The 19,043-nt window shown below is 65.6% G+C and carries 7 protein-coding genes and 2 pseudogenes; 4 read left to right on the top strand and 5 right to left on the bottom strand.

All coding sequences use genetic code 11. From position 1 onward, the window contains the following. Position 1: 1 nt before the first annotated feature. Both DL238_RS00040 and DL238_RS00035 read right to left on the bottom strand, forming a co-directional pair. Positions 2 to 799: an SDR family NAD(P)-dependent oxidoreductase gene (locus DL238_RS00040; protein WP_115490398.1), complete on the bottom strand. Its 798-nt coding sequence runs from the start codon at positions 797 to 799 to the stop codon at positions 2 to 4. Continuing rightward, a pseudogene (locus tag DL238_RS00035) lies at positions 796 to 1,420 on the bottom strand (zinc-binding dehydrogenase); the annotation flags it as partial. The pseudogene DL238_RS00035 and the gene DL238_RS00040, both read right to left, overlap by 4 nt. On the opposite strand from DL238_RS00035, the gene DL238_RS00030 reads away from it, so the two are divergent. Both DL238_RS00030 and DL238_RS00025 read left to right on the top strand, forming a co-directional pair. Next, positions 1,362 to 1,931: a PIG-L deacetylase family protein gene (locus tag DL238_RS00030; protein WP_181883952.1), complete on the top strand. Its 570-nt coding sequence runs from the start codon at positions 1,362 to 1,364 to the stop codon at positions 1,929 to 1,931. The pseudogene DL238_RS00035 and the gene DL238_RS00030 overlap by 59 nt on opposite strands. Beyond that, a complete protein-coding gene (locus tag DL238_RS00025) occupies positions 1,924 to 2,499 on the top strand; it encodes a class I SAM-dependent DNA methyltransferase (protein ID WP_115490396.1) in 576 nt (191 codons plus the stop codon). The genes DL238_RS00030 and DL238_RS00025 overlap by 8 nt, the downstream gene beginning before the upstream one ends. A 133-nt stretch (positions 2,500 to 2,632) precedes the next feature. On the opposite strand, the gene DL238_RS00020 is transcribed toward DL238_RS00025, so the two are convergent. After that, a complete protein-coding gene (locus tag DL238_RS00020; protein ID WP_147290951.1) occupies positions 2,633 to 3,724 on the bottom strand; it encodes a helix-turn-helix domain-containing protein in 1,092 nt (363 codons plus the stop codon). Between the two features lie 256 nt (positions 3,725 to 3,980). Here DL238_RS00020 and DL238_RS00015 point away from each other — a divergent pair, with 256 nt between their 5' ends. Together DL238_RS00015 and DL238_RS00010 are read left to right on the top strand one after the other, a co-directional pair. After that, a complete protein-coding gene (locus tag DL238_RS00015) occupies positions 3,981 to 17,987 on the top strand; it encodes an autotransporter-associated beta strand repeat-containing protein (protein WP_115490394.1) in 14,007 nt (4,668 codons plus the stop codon). Positions 17,988 to 18,052: 65 nt separating this feature from the next. Continuing rightward, entirely contained in the window at positions 18,053 to 18,250 is a 198-nt protein-coding gene (locus DL238_RS00010; RefSeq protein WP_115490393.1) for a hypothetical protein, read from the top strand. A 17-nt stretch (positions 18,251 to 18,267) separates the two neighbouring features. On the opposite strand, the gene DL238_RS16260 is transcribed toward DL238_RS00010, so the two are convergent. Together DL238_RS16260 and DL238_RS16255 are read right to left on the bottom strand one after the other, a co-directional pair. Continuing rightward, the gene (locus tag DL238_RS16260) at positions 18,268 to 18,648 is read right to left on the bottom strand and encodes a family 43 glycosylhydrolase (protein ID WP_234030890.1); all 381 of its coding nucleotides are present in this window, start codon (positions 18,646 to 18,648) and stop codon (positions 18,268 to 18,270) included. Next, positions 18,645 to 19,043, bottom strand: a pseudogene (locus tag DL238_RS16255) (hypothetical protein); the annotation flags it as partial. The pseudogene DL238_RS16255 and the gene DL238_RS16260, both read right to left, overlap by 4 nt.

Raw genomic sequence — 19,043 nt, 5'->3', positions numbered from 1 at the left:
CCTAGGTATCGTGCCGAGGCTTCGCCAGCCGTTCGTGCATCTTCGCGACAAGCTCGTCCGGCAGGATATCGGCAAACGTATCCTGCAACTTGTTCATGAAGCCGCTCACTTCCTGTGTTTCGCCTTTGAGAAGCGCCTCGTAACCATCGCGCGCGACCTTGGCCGGGTCCGCCTTTTCCGACTGGCCCAGCCGGGTATTTTCCATATCCGCTCGCTCGAAGAAGCGGGTGTCGGTGATCCCGGGCAAGAGGCATGTGATCACCACCGGGGTCACCTTCAGTTCGTTGGCGAGACCAACGCAGAAGTTGTCGATGAACGCCTTGGTCGCGTTGTACACTGGGTTGAACGGACCGGGCATACTCCCGGCGATGGAACCGGTCACGAGAATGCGGCCCTCCTCGCGCAGAACCATCCGACCCCCGATCTTGTGAATCAGCGAGATCGCGCCGGTGATATTGGTATCGATCGTGGTTTTGATATCGCTCCACGAATGGCCGAGGAAGGCGCCGCCCTGACCTTGGCCGGCATTGGGCATAAGCACGTCCACGGACCGATCGCCAATCGTGCTCATCAGTTCGTCGATGCCGCTTTCCGTGGCGAGGTCGGTCTCGAGATACTCGACCGAAGCAGCGCCGCATTCGCGTACGGCACCGGCGGCGGAGGCAAGATCGCGATCCGCCACCAGCAGCAGATCGCATCCGTCCCTCGCAGCGAGCTTCGCCAGCTCGAGCCCGATGCCGCTGGACGCCCCGGTTATGACGCACAGGCCCGAAAGTTTATCGACCGGGTTCTTGCTCATGCCGTGGCTCCCGCATCCATACCCGGCTTAAGGACGACCTTTGTCCAGCTGTCCTGCTCTTCCCGGAAGTTCTTGTAGCCCCGCGCAGCGTCTTCCAGCGGCAGCCGGTGGGAGATGAGGAAGGTGCTATCGATGGTGCCATCCTCGATCTTGTCGAGCAGCGGTTTGGTATAGCGCTGTACGTGGGTCTGGCCGGCGCGGACCTGCAGCCCCTTTTCCATCAACGCGCCCAGCGGGAACTTGTCGGTCATCCCGCCATACACGCCGGGGATCGAGACGCGCCCTCCGGGCCGCACCGCGAGGATCGCCTGCTTGAGCGCCGCTGCACGGTCTGCGCCCATGCCGACGGTCTGCTTGACCATGTCGAGCATGTTGTCGACCGCGAAACCGTGCGATTCCATGCCGAGCATCGATCACCGCATCGACACCGATCCCGCCCGACATTTCCATCAGGGCCTCGCGCACCTCGGTGGTCTTGAAGTTGATCACCTCTGCGCCAAGCTGCTTGGCCAGTTCGAGCCGGTGCGGATAATGATCAATCGCGATCACCTTGCTCGCGCCCATGATGATGGCGGATTGGATGGCGCACAGACCCACCGATGGTGAGAACTCGCACCCCCATTCGCGGCGCTACCCGCGCGCTCGGCGGATTTCCGTGCGAGGCGAAGAACTGCGCGAAGCGCTGCACGCCCTCGCCCCTGGGCACGAGATCGTCATTGAGCGCGCAGGGCTGACCGACGGAAACAGCACATCCGAAGCCGCACAGCCGCAGTTTCTCGAGCGCGCCCGCAACTTCGCCCGCCGCTTCGGCCCCGCGGCGGTCTGGTGCACGTGGCACGGCGATCCGCATTGCGATCACCAAGCGGCGGCGTGTGTCGCGCGGGCCATCGCACGCGACCTCACGATCCCCTGCTGGAGCTTCGCCGTCTGGGGCCGCTTCGGCGAGGGCGTAGTTCCCTCGAGCCTGTGTGCCTTCCGGGACGAGCGGTTCATGCCCGCGAAGGCGAGGGCCATCGCGGCGTACCGGTCTCAGCTAACAAATCTGATTGACGACGACCCGCGGGGCTTCGTGATGCCCCCGGCGATGGTCGAGCACTTCCGCTCCCACGCGGAGATCTTCATTGATGGATAGCACTACGCCAGACCGGCGGAGCACGTTCGACGCGCTTTATGCGGACGATCCCGACCCCTGGGATTACGAAACAAGCTCGTACGAGCGACAGAAACGTCAGCAGACAATCGCGGCACTGACCCGAACGAGATACGAACGTGCATTCGAAGTGGGATGCTCGATCGGCGCATTGACCGAGGAACTCGCGCCTCTCTGCGAAAGCCTGATTGCGATCGACGTCGCCGAAGCGGCTCTCGAACGGGCGAGCCGACGATTGGCGGCGCACAGCAATGTCGTGTTCTATGTCGGGGAAATCCCCTCGCAATGGCCGGAAGGTTCATTCGATTTGATCGTTCTTTCGGAGGTGCTTTATTTTCTTACAGCTGGCGAAATCGAAACCACCTCATGCCTCTGCTATCGCTCGCTTCGCAAGGGAGGTGAATGTCTTCTGGTCAACTGGACGGGTCACAACGATCTTCCGGTAGACGGTATTGAAGCCTCGAATCTTTTTGCGGACGCCTCCCCCTGGAACCGGAGTCTGAAGTGGGATGAGAACCGATACAGGATCGATCTGCTCCGAAGTTCGTAGCGGGGGGCTCACGGTGACGCCGGATATTATTTCGACTTCGGAATCAACTAGCCTGTCCGGCCTAATTCGATCCTCACCGAAATGGCACGGATCGATCAAAGAACGCGCCGAACCTCAGTAGCCCGGGGGACGATCACCCTCGGATGGCATTGCCGAAGACGGGCGCGATATCGCCGTTCAACAGCCAGTCCTTCATGACCCTGAATGCCGTGGCCTCACGAAACTGCGGATGGCTCTCGGTCTCCCGGCCCATCGCCCGCAAGGTGCGCGGCGACATTTCGTAGGCGTGGCGGAAGGCGCGACTGAACACCGCATCGCTCGAAAAACCGCATCGGTTTGCAATCGTGCCGATGGAAAGTGCAGCGTTGCGCTTGTCGGTCAACAAGGCAAAGGCATGCCGCAGGCGCCTTCTACGGATGAACGAGGCGACACCTCCCAGCGGCTCGAACAGGCGATAGACCGTTGGACGCGATAAGCCGAATGCCGCGCACAGCGCGTCCGGACCGAACGCCGGGTCGTGCAGCTTGGCTTCTACCATCGCTCTCATATCGTGGAGCAGGGCAGCGTGGCGCACTTCGCCGAGCGCCGCCCAACCTTCTTCCGCCAGACCGCAATAGCTTGCCACCAGCGAGGCGGTACCCAGAGCTGCGGCGCGGCCCTCCATCCCGCTGAACCGTCCGGCCTGGCCGATCATACCATCGAAATGGGCGCGCAGCAGGCTGGTCATGGGATCTCCCGAGCGGAAGATCGTCCCGTGCAATTGATCGACATTGCCCGTGACGCCGGTGAAGAGCGAACGCGGCATCAGTACGGTCGTGTGGCGATAGTTCACGGTTTCTATCCGGCATCGCCGCTGGAGATCGATAGCGCAGATGTCGCCCGGGCCGATTTCCGATTCACCGCGCGATGTTCGTAGCTGCATCCCGCCTTCCATCACCCAGATGAGCATAAGCAAGTCGTTCGCGCTCCGGGCAACCACCGACGCATTGCGGTCGAACAGCGACGGGGTGGCCGTCGTGCGGGAAATCGACAGGTCGGCGAAGTGGTAGGCGGAGGACGATAGCGCGAATTCGACCGGATCTGCCCCCGGGCGCACATCGAGATCGAACAGGGGTGTTATCCCCCACCGCCAAAGTTCGAACTCCTCCTCCATTCCCGGCCTGACCGACAGGTCGAGTTGAAAGGGAGCGTGAAGGTGACGGAAATGGGTTTGCTGGCCGTTCAAGAAAGCGATCCCGAAGGTGAATGCCGATCCCGGTGGACAATGCCCATTTTTCTTCGCGTTTCAATCTCTTTGCAGAACGTCTCAAAACCGCGCAAATCGCTGGACCTTGCCGAAGAGATGTTGGCCATAGCGCAATGGGGTTATCGGCTGGTTAGGCATTGATTCTCGAGCAGGGAGGGCATCGTTCCCGTCCCCCTCGGCGTCAGGACCTGCCGGGCATGACTCGGAACGGGATCTCTGAGGGGTTATTCGAAAAATGAACCGCACCATCGCATCGCGCGAGAACCTTGGCGTGCACGCGGGACGCAAGGCAATCGCCGCCCGAAGGGCGCTGTGGATCGCGGGCGCGTCCGCGCTTGCGGTGGCGATTAGCGGCCCGGCCTTCGCGCAGGATACGAGTGGCGGTCGCGGTGGCGATGGCCTGTTCGGCCCGGCTGGCAGTGCTGGCGGGACCGGCGCGGGAGGCATGGATGGGGCCGATGGTACGGATGTCGGTCCGGATGACGCGGCGGCGTCGGGCGGCGGCGGCGGCGGCGCGGGCGGCGGCGATGGCGGCGATGGCGGTACCGCGCTCGGCGATCCGGCCGGCGCCGGCGGGGCTGGAGGAGCTACGCCCGGCTCGGACGGTGCGGACGGCGGAAATTCGGTCGAATTGTCAGGCGCGGGCGGCGGTGGCGGCGGTGCGCATGGCGGCGTCGGCAATGGCCCTACCACCTATGTGGTGGCGTCGGGGACGACTCAGGCCGGCGGTGATGGCGGCAGGGGCGGCAGCGTAGCCCCCGGCTCGTGGGCCTGGGCCGGCGCAGGCGGCGGCGGCGCGGGTGGCTATGGCAGTGTCATCAATTCGCCCGACGGGGAACTGTTGGTCTCCGGGAGGCTGGTCGGCGGACGCGGCGGCGACGGTGGTACAACCAGTTTCGGGCTGGCCGGAGAAGGTGGCGACGGGGGGATCGGCGCCTATATCGCCGGACTTGCCCTGACGGTGGGCACCACCGGGCGCGTGGAGGGCGGCGACGGCGGCAACGGGGGGGCGAACGAAAGCTCGAACGTCAGCGCGAGTGGCGATGGCGGTGCCGGCGTGGTTTTCACCGGCGTGGAGGGTTTTCTTTCGAACGACGGGAGCATTATCGGCGGCGACGGAGGCGGGAACACCGGTCGCGGCGGCGTCGGCGTATCGGGCGCAAATCTGGTCATCATCAATTCCAGGACCATCAGCGGGGGGCTTTCGGCCGACGGTACGACGCGTGCCAACGCGGTCACTTTCGGATCGGGCCTCAACACCTTCATTCACCGGGCAAACAGCACCGTCGTCGGCAACGTGGTCGGCGATGGCGACGACGAGTTCAAGCTCGACGCGTGGGCTGGTTTTACCTTCGACGTCGCGCAGCTCGGCACGATCTATCAGGGTTTCGGCTCTTTCGAGAAGACGGGGCCCAGCTCCGTAACGCTGACCGGCACCGCCAGTCAGGTCACGCCTTGGACCATTTCCAACGGCACGCTCGCAATCAGCCAGGATGCCGCGCTGGGCGCGGCCTCGGGCGACCTGACCTTCGTCGCGGGCGGGACCCTGCTGACGACCTCCAGCTTTATCAGCACGCGCGACGTTGTGCTGAGCGGGGCCGGGACCATCAACTCCGCGACCGGGACGACCACCACGCTGGCCGGCGAGATATCCGGGCTAGGCTCGCTGACCAAGACCGGGCGGGGTAGGCTTGTCCTATCGGGCAACAACTCGAAAAGCGGCCTCATCAACGTCCTTCAAGGCGCGCTCGGTCTCGCCAGCTCGAACGCAGCAGGCGGAGGAAACATCCGGCTCAACGGCGTCACCGAGCTCGACTTTTTCGACGGCATAACGATCGCCAACAATGTCGAGGTGAACGGTGGCCCGGCCTCCTTAAATCAGGGGGCGGGCAGCGCCACGCTGACAGGCTCAATTTCCGGGAGCAACGCGCTGACGAAGTATGGCGACGGTAACCTGACCCTCGCCGGGACCAGCACGTTCTCCGGCGAGTTCAGCCTCGCAGGCGGTTCGCTGACCTTGGCCAACGACGCTGCGCTGGGTTCCAGCCGGTTGGTGCATCAAGCCGGCAGCACGCTGGTGCTGGCTGATGGCATCAACCTGAGTAATAATATCTACCTGTCGCCGTCTCTCGGCGGATCGAGCAATTTCGAACAGACCGGCGGCAGTGCGACGATATCCGGCGATATTGCCGGGGACGCTCCGTTCTTAAAGACCGGAACCGGCAACCTGACCCTTTCGGGCACCAACACCTATACCGGCACCACCACCGTATCGGCAGGGACGCTGACGGTTGCGAACAGTTCCGCGCTCGGCACAACCGGAGCGGGCACCACCGTACAGAGCGGCGCGACGCTGGCGCTGACCGGCGTATTCACTCGGGAATCCATCTCGCTCACCGGGACCGGCGTCAACGGGACGGGAGCCCTCAGGACCGTCGATAGTTCTGGGCCGGTGACCGTCGCCGGTGCCGTCACCCTGGCCGGCGACACCACCATACGCACCGGCGCTTCGGCCAGGCTGGATATGTTTGGCGGGGTCTCTGGCACGAACACAAACCTCACTGCCGCCGGCTCATCAGCGATCCAGTTGGTCGGCGGTCTGGCCATCGGGTCAGGCAACCTCACGGTTTCCATGACCGACAGTGTTTTGGCGCTCAGCAGCCCGAGCAGCTTCACCGGCAATGTCACGGTGAACAGCGGCATCCTTCAATTGTCCGCAGGGGGCGGGAGCACGATTTCCGATACCGCGCGCCTGACGATGAACGGAGGTCAGCTGTACCTACTCCAGTCCGAAACTATCGGTTCGCTCTCCGGTACGGCGGGGACGGTGCTTGCTTTCGGTGCGCCGCGGACGCTGACGATCGGTAGCGACAATACGTCGACAACATTTGCCGGTTCCTTGCGCGATAATGGCGTGGGTGTCCTATCGCTCGCCAAGACGGGCCGGGGCGTCTTCACACTGACCGGCGACAACGGCTACTCGGGCGGCACATCGCTGGCGCGTGGAACCCTGGTGATCGGTAGCTCGAACGCGCTGGGCACGGGCACCATCACCGCTTCCTCCGATACCATCCTCCAATACGAGAACGGGATCAATCTAGCGAATTCAATCACTCTGTCGGACACGGCGGCACCCAACAGCCTTGTCATTTTCCTTCAGACCGGCGGCGCCGCCACCCAGACCGGGATCGTCACCGGGCCTGCGCGCCTGCTCAAGGCGGGTCCGGGAAGGCTGAACCTGACGGGCAACAACCTCTATTCGGGGGGCACCTCGCTTACCGGCGGCACGCTGGGACTCGGCACCAACAATGCGCTCGGTTCGGGTTCGCTCGCTACGTCGGGCGGTGGGGCGACGGTCGCCTATGCCGAGGGCGTCACGATCGACAACACGATCACGCTCCTTACCGGGGCAACCTATTTCAACGTCGCCACCGGCAGCGCCACGCAGAACGGCGCCATTTCCGGGCTCGGCCTCTTCCTGAAGAACGGTGCGGGCAATCTGGCGCTGACCGGCAACAATACCTTCTCCGGCAACGCCATCCTCGCGGGCGGGCAGCTGAGCCTGTTCAGCAGCAATGCGCTGGGCACGGGCAGCCTCAATGCCGAGAACGGCACTACCGTGCTGGTCAACGACCGCATCGACATTGACAACAACCTGTTCATCGCCGGCGACGTCACCTTCGCGACCACCGGCAACGCCTCTCTTTCCGGCGTGATCGGAGGCGGCGGGCGCTTCGTGATGAACGGCAATTCGCTGACGCTGAGCGGAGCGAACAGCTTTTCGGGCGGCACGCTGCTCAATGGAGGCATGCTGGTCCTCGCGAACAATTCCGCGCTCGGCACCGGCGCGGTCACCAGCACCGGCGGCGGCATGCTCGCTTACGACGGCGGGATTTCGATCGGCAACGGGATCGTCGCCAACGGAACGACCTTGCTGCGCGTGGGCTTCGGCACCGCCACGCAGAACGGCGTGATTTCGGGCACGGGCGGCATTACCAAGTCGGGCAACGGCACGCTCAGCCTGACGGGTGCGAACAGCTATGTCGGCGGCACCACGCTCAGCGGCGGCACGCTCCTCGTCGGCAACGCGAGCGCGCTGGGCACCGGCACGATCCGCGCGCAGGGCGGCACGCTCGCCTTCGGCGGCAATTACTCGCTAACCAACAATATCGACCTGACCGACAGCGGACTGAGGATCCAGGGCGACCTCGCAACAGTCGCTCTTTCCGGAACCATTTCCGGTGCGAACGGGCTGACGCAGATCGGAAGCACTACCCTCACCATGACCGGCGACAACACCTACACAGGTGGCACGGTCCTGGAGCGCGGTCTGCTGAACGCGGGAAGCAGCAGTGCGCTCGGCACCGGTATGCTTACCGTGACAGGCAATTCTAGCCTCGGTCTGGCCGACGGGGTAAACCTGGCCAACGACATCGAGCTCAATGCCACTTTTTTCATCGCTCCCGGCACGAACGCCAGTGCGACCCTGAGCGGGAAAATCTCGGGCAATTTCGGTTTCACGCTGTTCGGGAACGGCAGGTTGAACCTGTTGGGGAACAACAGCTTCGCAGGCGGCGTAACGTTCCTTGCCGGGACGCTGGGTCTCGGCAGTTCGAGCGCGCTGGGTACCGGATCGCTCAGCGCCTCGACGGGTACGACGATCGCCTATGCCGACGGCGTCGCCATCGCCAACGCGGTTGAACTTCGTGCTACGGCAAGGCTGAACCAGTCGAGCGGCAGCGCGACGCAAAGCGGTGTGGTTTCGGGCCCCGGCGGGCTCGTCAAGGCCGGTGCGGGCAGCCTGACCTTGAGCGGCGCCAATACGTTTTCCGGCAACGCCTCGCTGGCTGCGGGCACGCTTGTACTGGCGAATGATTCCGCGCTCGGCACGGGATTCCTGAACGCCTTCGACGGAACCACTCTGGGCTTCGCCAATGGCGTCACGATTGCCAACGCGGTCAATATCGACGGGAGCGTAGTATTCGACCAGTCCGGCGGCAGCGCGACGCAGAGCGGCGTCGTCGGGGCGAGCGGCGCGATTGCCAAGACCGGTGCGGGATCGCTGATGCTGAGCGGCGCGAACACCTATTCGGGCGGCACTCTGCTCAATGGTGGCACCCTGGTGCTGGCCAACAATTCCGCGCTCGGCACCGGAGTGGTCACCAGCACCGGTGGCGGGGCGCTGGCCTATAATGACGGCATCGCGATCGCCAACGGCATCGTGGCCGACGGGACGACCTCCCTGCGCGTGAACACCGGCACCGGCACGCAGAGCGGCGTAATTTCGGGCGCGGGGAGCATCATCAAGCTGGGCGCGGGCACGCTCCGCCTGAGCGCGGCGAACACCTATTCGGGTGGCACCACACTGAACCAGGGCACGATCCTAGTGGGCAATAACAGCGCGCTGGGCACCGGCACGCTGCTCGCGCAGGGTGGCACGCTGAGCTTTGGCGGCAATTATTCGCTGACCAACCAAATCAACCTGAACGACAGCGCGCTTACGATTCAGACCAACGTCGGCACGGTCGAATTGTCCGGAACGATTTCCGGGACGAACGGCCTCACACAGGCCGGAGACGGCACTTTGCGGCTGGCCGGCGACAACACCTATGCCGGAGGCACCAGCCTGCAGGGCGGTGCCCTGTACGTGGGGGGCAGCAGCGCGTTGGGCACCGGCGCCCTGACCATCACGAGCTCTTCCACACTCGTGCTCGCCGACGGGGTGAACCTCGCCAACGACATCGCCGCGAATACCCTCTTCGCCATAACGCCCCCCACGAGCGGAACCGCAACGCTGAGCGGGGTCATCTCGGGCAATTCCGGGTTCCTGAAACTCGGAAACAGCACGCTCAACCTGACGGGCGCGAACACCTTCAGCGGCACTGTGGCCCTTACCGCCGGGACGCTGGGACTTGGCAATTCGAATGCGCTCGGCACGAGCACGCTTTCCGCTGTGGGAGGTACGAGCATCACCTTTGCCGACGGCGTGTCGATCGCCAACGCGATCGATGTGCTCGATGCGGTGACCTTCAGCCAGGCTGGCGGCTCTGCGACCCAAAGCGGCGCAATCTCTGGCTTCGGGGGCCTGATCAAGACGGGTGCCGGATCGCTGACGCTGAGCGGCGCGAACACCTACGACGGCAATACCGCGCTCGCCGGCGGGACGCTGGTGCTGGCGAACGATGCGGCACTGGGGACGGGCAACCTGAACGCGTTTGACAGCACCACTCTGGGCTTTGCGAACGGCGTGACGATCGGCAATGCGATCAATGTAAGCGGCAGCATCGCACTCGACCAGACCGGCGGCGCCGCAAGCGTGAGCGGCGCGATTTCGGGCTCGGCCGCTGTCACGAAAACCGGAGCCGGCACGCTGACGCTGAGCGGCGCGAACACCTTCACCGGCAACGTCGCGCTGTCCGAAGGGACGCTGGTGCTGGCGAACAGTGCGGCGCTGGGGAGAAGTGGGCTCATCGCCGACGACGGGACCACGCTGGGCTACGCCACCGGTGTGACGATCGGCAATATGCTTTCGCTCAATAGCGGCACCACCAGCTTCGAGCAGTCCGGCGGCAGCGCGACGCAGAGCGGCCTGGTTGGCGGCAACGGCGGGATCACCAAGACCGGTGCGGGATCGCTGACGCTGAACGGCGCGAACACCTATCGCGGCACAACCACCGTTCAGGCCGGTACCCTGCTCGTCAATGGCGATCAGAGCGGGGCCAGGGGCCTCACCAGCGTGGCGAACGGCGCGACGCTCGGCGGCAATGGCATCATCGGCGGGGATGTTACGTTGGCCGACGGCGCTTCGCTCAACCCCGGCACCAGCCCGGGCACGCTGACGATCAACGGCAACCTCGACCTTACCTCCGGTTCGATCCTCAATTTCGAGTTCGGGGAGGCCGGCGTCGCGGGCGGTGCACTTAACGATCTGGTGAACGTGGGCGGCGATCTCACGCTTGACGGGATACTGAACGTCACGACCTCCTCGGGCGGCACCTTCGGTGCAGGCGTCTATCGCATGTTCAACTATGCCGGAACGCTGACCGACAACGGCCTGGATTTGGGTAGCACGCCGGGCACCCGGGTCTTCGTACAGACTTCGGTCGCGAACCAGGTCAATCTGATAAACGCCACGGGCGTGACCTTCAGCTTCTGGGATGGGGCCACCGGAGCGGATAACGACGTTGTCGATGGCGGAAACGGCATCTGGCAGAACAGCACGGGCAACCTGAACTGGACCGGTGCGAACGGCGAGTTCAACGGCGGCTACGACGATGGCACCTTCGCTATCTTGCAGGGTGCGGGGGGCACCCTCACGATCGACATGTCGCTGGGCGATGTCACGGCATCGGGCCTCCAGTTCGTCACCGATGGTTACGTGGTCGAGGGCGATACGCTGACGCTGGTGGGTGGCCTGCAATCGATCATCCGCGTGGGCGATGGCACGACCGGCGGCGCGGCCGTGACCGCGACCATTGCGGCAGACCTCGCGGGAGCAACGCAGCTCGTCAAAACCGATCTCGGCACGCTCGTCCTGTCGGGCGACAACAGCTACACCGGCGGGACCGCCCTCGATGGCGGCGCGCTGGTGCTGGCTAGCGACAATGCGCTTGGTACGGGCGGGCTTGCGACCAGCGGCGCAACGACCATCGTACTGGCCGACGCGGTCGACATCGGCAATGCGGTTTCCCTGGGTGGCGGCACGACGGTTGCGGCCGATGGCACGTCCACGCTCGCGGGCGTCATCTTTGGCACCAGCGTGCTGACCAAGAGCGGCACCGGCACGCTGATGCTGACCGGGGCGAATACCTATAGCGGCGGAACGCTACTGAGCTCGGGCGCACTATCGCTCGGCAGCTCGGCAGCGCTGGGCAGCGGTTCGCTAACCACCGGCACCGACACTGGCGTTGTGCTGGCCGATGGCCTGACCATATCGAACGCCATTAGTTTGGGCGGCACGACCACGTTCGACCTTGGTGGTACGTCCACGTTGTCGGGCACGATCTCGGGCACCGGCACGCTGACCAAGAGGGGTACCGGCACTCTGACGCTGACCGGGGCGAACAGTTTCGCGGGCGGCACGACCATCGCTGGCGGCGTGCTCGCGATCTCAGACGACGGGGCGCTGGGCGCCAACTCGGGCGCACTGACCTTCGACGGCAGTGGCGCTACGCTGCGTGCCGATGACGATATCGCCAGTTCGCGGGCAATCGTGCTGGCCAGCCTCGGCCAGATCGATACGAACGCCCATAGTGCGATCTTCTCGGGCACGATCTCGGGTGTCGGCGGGCTGCTCAAGAGCGGGGCAGGAACGCTGACCCTCTCTGGCGGCAACAGCTTCTCGGGCAACTCGACCTTGCAGACAGGCGCGCTGATCCTCGCCAACGACCGCGCGCTGGGCACGGGCACGCTGACCGCGCAGGATGGCACCGGCATCAGCTTTGCCGGGGGCCGCACGATCGGCAACGCGATCGCTCTGGGCGGACTCGTAACTTTCGACACCGGAACCGCCAACGCGACGCAAAGCGGCAATATCTCGGGCGTTTCGGACGGCGCGCTGGTCAAGATCGGAAGCGGCAACCTGACCCTCACCGGAACCAACAGCTATGCGGGTACGACCACGGTTGCCGCGGGCACGCTGACAGTGGGCAGCAGCAATGCCCTCGGCAGCACGAGCGGCGGCACAATCGTGCAGGCGGGCGCGACGCTGGCGATCGACACTCTGACAACCTCGGAGAACATCGCGATCGCCGGTGGCGGCGTCGACGGCGGGGGCGTGCTGGTCGGCGGCGGTGTGCTGAACGGTACCGTGACCCTCACCGACGCGGCGGCGATCGCCAGCGCGGCGGGTCGCGGCCTGACCTTCGCCGGGGCAATCGAGGGGGCCGATACCGATCTCTTCTTCTACGGCCTGGGGGCGACGACCGTCAGCGGCGGGATCGCGACTGGAGCGGGTGATGTCGTCCTCGACACGGGCACCGGCAGCGTGGCCTTCTACGCAGGCAACAGCTTCACCGGCGATCTGACGATGGTTTCGGGCACGCTCGAGATCGATGCGGGCGGTGCGAGCACGATCGGCGATACCGCCCGGATCCTCGCTGCCGGGGGCACCATCAACCTCGCGCAGGACGAGACCGTCGGATCGATCGCGGGCTCGGGCCTGACGATTGCCGGCATTTTCCGCGATCAGACGCTCACCACGGGCGGCGACGACAGTTCGACGACCTTCTCGGGCACGCTGGCCGAGGCGCGCGGCGGCACGCTGGCGCTGGCCAAGATTGGCTCGGGGACCTTCGCGCTTACCGGCGACAATACCTATTCGGGCGGCACGCGCCTGGTCGGCGGTGCGCTGCTGCTCGGCAGCGACAGCGCGCTCGGCACGGGCATGCTGGCGGCGACCGACGGCACGGCGATCGGCTTCATCGGCGATCGCGCGATCGGCAATGCGATCGACCTCGCCGGTATGGTCACGCTGGACAATGGCACCACCGACGCGATGCTCGGCGGGGCGATCTCGGGCAGCGGAACGCTTGCCAAGCTGGGCGAGGGAACGCTGACGCTGACCGGCGACAGCGCTTACGCCGGCACCGTCGGGGTGCAGGCGGGTACGCTCGTCAACAGCGGTGCGTTTGGGGGCTCGGTGGTAAACGCCGCGATCTTCCGCAACACGGGCTCGGCGGGCGCAACGGCCAATACCGGCACGCTCATGAGCAGCGGGACACTCGCTTCGCTCGCCAACACGGGCAGTGCCACGCTGGCCGACACCAGCATCGTGACCGGCGGGATCGAGAACGAGGGTACGCTCGCCCTCGGCGGTCAGGCGGGCAGCCTGCTGCAGGTCGCAGGTTCGATCACGGTCGGCGGCACTGCTTCCGTGTCGGGCAATCTGGTCTTGCAGGGCGGCACGCTGACTGTCGGCAACGCCGGGCGGCTGACCTTCGCCTCGCTCGGCACGGCAGAGGGGACCACCCTCTCGCTGGGCACGGGCGCGGCGCTGATCGGCACGGGCAACTCGATGTCACTGGGCGGCATCACCAATGTCGCGGATGGCGCTTCGCTGATCGACAATGGTTCGATCCAGAATCTTGCCACCGGGACGATCACCTTCGCAGGCGCCGCGACCATCGATACCGACACCGATGCGAGCGGCGACGAAGCCTTCGTCAACGCAGGCACCGTTCGCCTCGCGGGCAACAATACGCAGGTCGTGAGCTTTGGCGGCAATGGCGGCAACGACGTCTCCAACCTCGCCGGTGCGCAACTGCTGGTGGATGCCGGGCGTCTCGACATTGCGGGCATGCTCGCCAATGCGGGTGCCATCTCGCTGTCCGGTAGCGGCATCCTGAACGTCGACACGCTGGTGAACTCCGGCGGAGGGTCGATCGTCAACGCGGGCACTATCTCTGCAACCCACGGCATCGCCAACCAGACGGGGGGCACGCTTTCTTCCACCGGCACACTGGCCGGGCTCGTGATCAACGAAGGCACGATAACCGCGCAGGGCGCGCTGAACGGGCGGCTTTCCAACGAAGGCGAGGGGCTCTTCGCGGTGCGCGGCGACCTTGCCTCGAATGGCTCGGACATTGCCAATACCGGCACTGCGGTGCTGGCCGTGGCCGACGGCGATCTGACCGGGGTGGGCACGCTGTTCAACGCCTCGCTCGGCGCCGATGGCGCCGGCGGCAATGCGGGGCTGACCATCGCCGATACGCGTATACTGGCGGCGAACCTGATCGCCAATAACGGCGAGATCCTCGTCGCGGGCACACTCGCCGCGCGGATCGAACACACTGCCGGCTTGCTGATCAACAACGGCACCATCGCCGGCGACCTGCTCGCCAATGGCGGCGCGGTTACCGGCACCGGAGCCTTTGGCGGCGACGTCACGATCCTCGCCGGGGCATCGATCGCGCCCGGCACCACCGGCAGCGCGGCAACCATCGCCATCGACGGAATCTTCGGACTCGGCGGAACGGCCCTTTACGACCTCGGCACGGCGGATGTCGTCGGCGGCTCCGCCAACGACCTGATCCTTGCAGGCAGCGCGGTGATCGACGGCGGGACCTTCGACCTCGGCAATGCGGGTGCGGGCACCTATCGCGTGATCAACACGGGCGGCGAAGGCGGCATCGCGCTGGGCCAATACGCCCTAGCCAATGCGGCGGCAGGCTCGCGCATCTATACGACCGGCAACGGCCGGTTCCTTAACGTGCAGGTCGGCACCCTCGGCACGCAGTACTGGGACGGCTCGGCCTCTTCCGGCAACGGCATGGTCGATGGCGGTGCAGGCGTGTGGAGCAACGCGCTGGGCAAGACCAACTGGACCGGCGCCACCGGCGCGCTCAACAATTCCTGGCAGGGGACTGCGAACCCGCCCGTTACTGCCGTGTTCGGCGGGACGGCCGGCACGGTCTCGGTCGATGCGGGCGCGGGCTATCTCGGCTTCGGCGCACTGCGCTTCGATAGCGACGGCTATGTTCTCGCCGATGCGGCCGGTGACGCCGCGCCCGACCTCGGCGCGAACGGCACCAGCGCCAACGTGTTCGCCGGCATTGCCAGCAGCGCGGGCGACATTGCCAGCACGATCACCGTGGCGGATGCGAGCAGCACCGCGCGGATCGTTGCCGGCATCGGAGGCGTCACCGCGACGACGGGCCTGATCGTAAACGGCGCAGGCACGCTCGAGCTGGCGGGCCGCAACGAAGGGCTCACCGGCACGATCGCAGTGCTGGACGGCACGCTGCTCGTCAGCGGCGGCTCGGCGATCTCCAATGCCTCGGCCCTCGTCCTGCGCGGCGATGCGGCGTTCGCGATCGCCGACGATGAAGCGATCGGCGCGCTCGACGGCAGCACGGCCACCACGATCGCGCTTGGCGCGAACGTGCTGTTCGCGGGGCTCAACGGCGACGACACGACCTTTGCCGGCGTCATGTCCGGCACCGGCGGCTTCGTGAAGACCGGGACGGGCACGATGACGCTCATCGGCACCAACACCTATACCGGCATCACCGGAGTGACCGGCGGCACGCTGATGCTCGGCGCGGACAACGTGCTTTCGGACGCGACCCTCGTGAGCGTTCAGGACGCGACGCTCGACCTGAAGGGCCATTCCGACACGGTCGGCGCCTTCCAGCTGATCGGTGGCACGCTGGCGGGCTCCGGCACGCTCACCGCGGCCGAATACCAGCTGGAGGATGCGCAGGTCGATGCGAACCTGGGCACCGGCACGCTGTTCCAGACGCGCGGCACCTCGGTGCTCGGCGGGACTTCGGCGGCGGACATCGTCGCCATCAATGCGGGCACGCTGCGCCTCGGCGCGAGCGAGCGCCTTGCCGACAGCGCGAGCGTGCAGGTGGCCGAGAATGCCGCCTTCGACCTCGCCGGCGCGACCGAGGCGATCGCTGCGCTTTACGGCATCGGTTCGCTCGATCTGGGCGCCGGACAGCTGACGCTGGGCGGCACGGGGCTCGACTCTGGCTTCGGCGGTATACTCACCGGCGGTGGCACGCTCGCCAAGACCGGCAGCGGGATCTTCACGCTGCTGGGCGACCAGCAGGGCTGGACTGGCAACCTCGAAGTGCGTGGCGGTACGCTGCAATTCTTCGGTAAGAGCGGCGGTGGTGCGCTGATCTCGGGCGGCACGCTGTCAGGCAACAGCAGCTTCGCATCCGCGTTGACGATGACCGGAGGCACGCTCTCGCCGGGATACGAGGATGCGCCGATCGGGATGATCTCCGCGCAGACGATCGACCTTACCGGCGGCACCGCGCTGTTCGACTTCCGCTCGCCGGAGTTGGGTGGCGGTGCCGACCTGCTCGTGGCCAGCGGCGCGATCACCATCTCGGGCACCGAGGTCGCTGTCGCCAGCGATTCTCCGAGCGCCAGCTTCCCCGCCGTCCAGCGCTACGCCATCGTGCAGGGGAACAGCCTTACGGGCACCTTCGCAAACGGCGACAGCTTCGCGCAGATGGGCGATGATCCGCAGCTGTTCTGGCGCCTGCGCTACGATCTGGTCGAGAACGGCGTCGCACTCGAAGTGCGGCGGATGTTCGACTTCGGGGCCAATCTCGCCGGCGGCGGGACACCCAACCAGATGGCGGTGGCGACCACTTTCAGCCGGGGTCAGCTCGACATCGGCGATGCTTTCGCGGATGCGATCCTCCCGCTTGGCGATCTGGCTCCGGCCGAGCAGCGGCGCGTTTTCGACAGCCTGGGCGGCGAGAGCCTCGGCCATGGAACCACCGGTGCCTTTATCGAGGGCCAGCGCTTCGGCGATCTGTTGACCCAGCGCATCTACGGCAAGGCGCTGATGAAGACCAACGGCGAGGCGCCGTCGCAGGCCCGCGCGCTCTCGCCTGTCCAGCCGGGAGATGCCAATGCGCTGGCGGCTCGGGATATCTCGTCGGTCTCGATGTGGATGCAGGGCTTCGGCGGCGATGCCAGGATACGTGGCGATGCGGCTACCCGCGACCTCCGTTCCAACTCGAGCGGCTTCGCCGGGGGTCTGGAGGCGCGTTACGGAGTGTTCAAGGCGGGCATCGCCGGCGCCTATTCGGACGCCCGCTACGATGTCCGGTCCTTGCAGGCGAGCATGCAGGGCGCGGCCGTGCATTTTGGCGGCTACCTAGGCTACGAGGGCGACGCCGTCTTTGCAGGCCTGTTCGGTTCCTACCAGGAAAGCGACCTCGACAGCACCCGTCAGGTGACTGTGGCCTCTGCCCTGCCGCTCATGGCGCAGGCGGAGATCGACTTGAAGGGCCGCACGCTTGGCGGGATCGCGGGCTACCGCGCGTCGCTGGGCGGGAATGTCGTCCTTGCGCCGATGGTCGGAGTGACCAATAGCCGCATCGAACGCGACAGCTTCGATGAGACCGGCGCGGGTCCGCTGAGCCTGCAGGTGGCGCAGGAGACGCGCGAAGTCACCTACGGTACGGCCCAGCTGCGCCTGAGCACGGTGACTCAGGTGGCGGGCGGCACGTTCGAGCCCTATCTTGCCGGCGGGATCGAGCGGTACTGGGGCGATCGGGGATCGGTCAGCCAGATGCGCTTCGCTGGCGCTGCGGGCGATATGGGCGCGTTCCAGATCACCGGGGCACCGCTCGAAGAAACGGTCGGCGTAGTCGGCGCGGGCTTCGATGTCCGCCCGGACGATCGCTTCGAGATCGGTGCCAGCGCGGGCGCACGCCTCGGCGATCGTACCACACAGGCAACCGTGGAAATGCACGCACGCATCCGTTTCTAACCGAGTGCTGCCATGATCCGGGACCGCCCGAGCAATGGCGACGGGCGGCCCGGTCTTTGCCTCAATTGCTCAGGTGTTGCGTAAGGGCGAAAGCAACGGTCGGCGCGCTGACGATCGATGGCGTCGAGGGGTCGGAATATCGCCGTGCGGTCGCGGTGGAGCATCTGCTCTACGACGAAGACGATGGCCTGAAACCGACCGTGCAGACCGTCGAAGGCGTGTCGATCCCGCTCTGCGCGGAGGGTACGCGCTTCGACGAATAGTATCCAGAGCGCTCAGATCAGGCGAGATCGTCCTGCCGCAGCGGGCCGCTGCGCGCCGGCTTGCCGAAGACGGGAAAGCCGTTCTCGTCGTGGGCGAAGCGTTGCACCCGCGCATGCCGGTTGGGGTCGTGGAGCGGATCGCCTTCGATATCCTGATAGTCGCGCGCATGGTAGACAAGCACGTCGCGCCCGCATTCGTCGGTGGTGAAGCTGTTGTGGCCGGGGCCGAAGATGCAGTGCTCCGGTGCGCTCTCGAACACGGGCTCCTGCGACTTGGTCCAGCTTTCAGGGTTCATGAGATCGGCATCGGCCTGCGCCCATAGCAGGCCCATGGCGTAGCGATCGTCGGTCGCGCTGGCCGAATAGGCCAGAAACACCTTGTCGCCATGCGCGATCAACGCCGCGCCATCGTTGACCTTGAAGCCCTATGTTTTCCCAAGGCGAGCTTCGGCACGGTCAGCCTGACGGGGGTGGCGGCAAAGGTTGTCGGTGAGGCGAGCGGGGCGAGGTAGAGGTTGGAGTTGGTCTCGATCCCCGGTTCGCGCTGCGCCCAGCACAGGTAATCGACGCCGCAGTGATGGAAGCTGGTCGCATCGAGGTTGAACGTGTCCCAAGGCGTTTCGAACCGCGCGATTATATTGTCCGACAACAACGCCCCTATCGGGGAGGGCAAGAGAGGCTTTGGATTGCTCCTGTTGGGCATGCTGCTAGGATCGGCAAATACGGAGATTAGAATGGCCATAACGGCATCAACCGGACGAAAGGCGAGAAGTGAGTTTTCGCATTCCAAGAT

Source organism: Alteriqipengyuania lutimaris (genome assembly GCF_003363135.1).
Classification (GTDB): Bacteria; Pseudomonadota; Alphaproteobacteria; order Sphingomonadales; family Sphingomonadaceae; genus Alteriqipengyuania; species Alteriqipengyuania lutimaris.
This window is presented reverse-complemented; position numbering and strand designations above follow the sequence as displayed.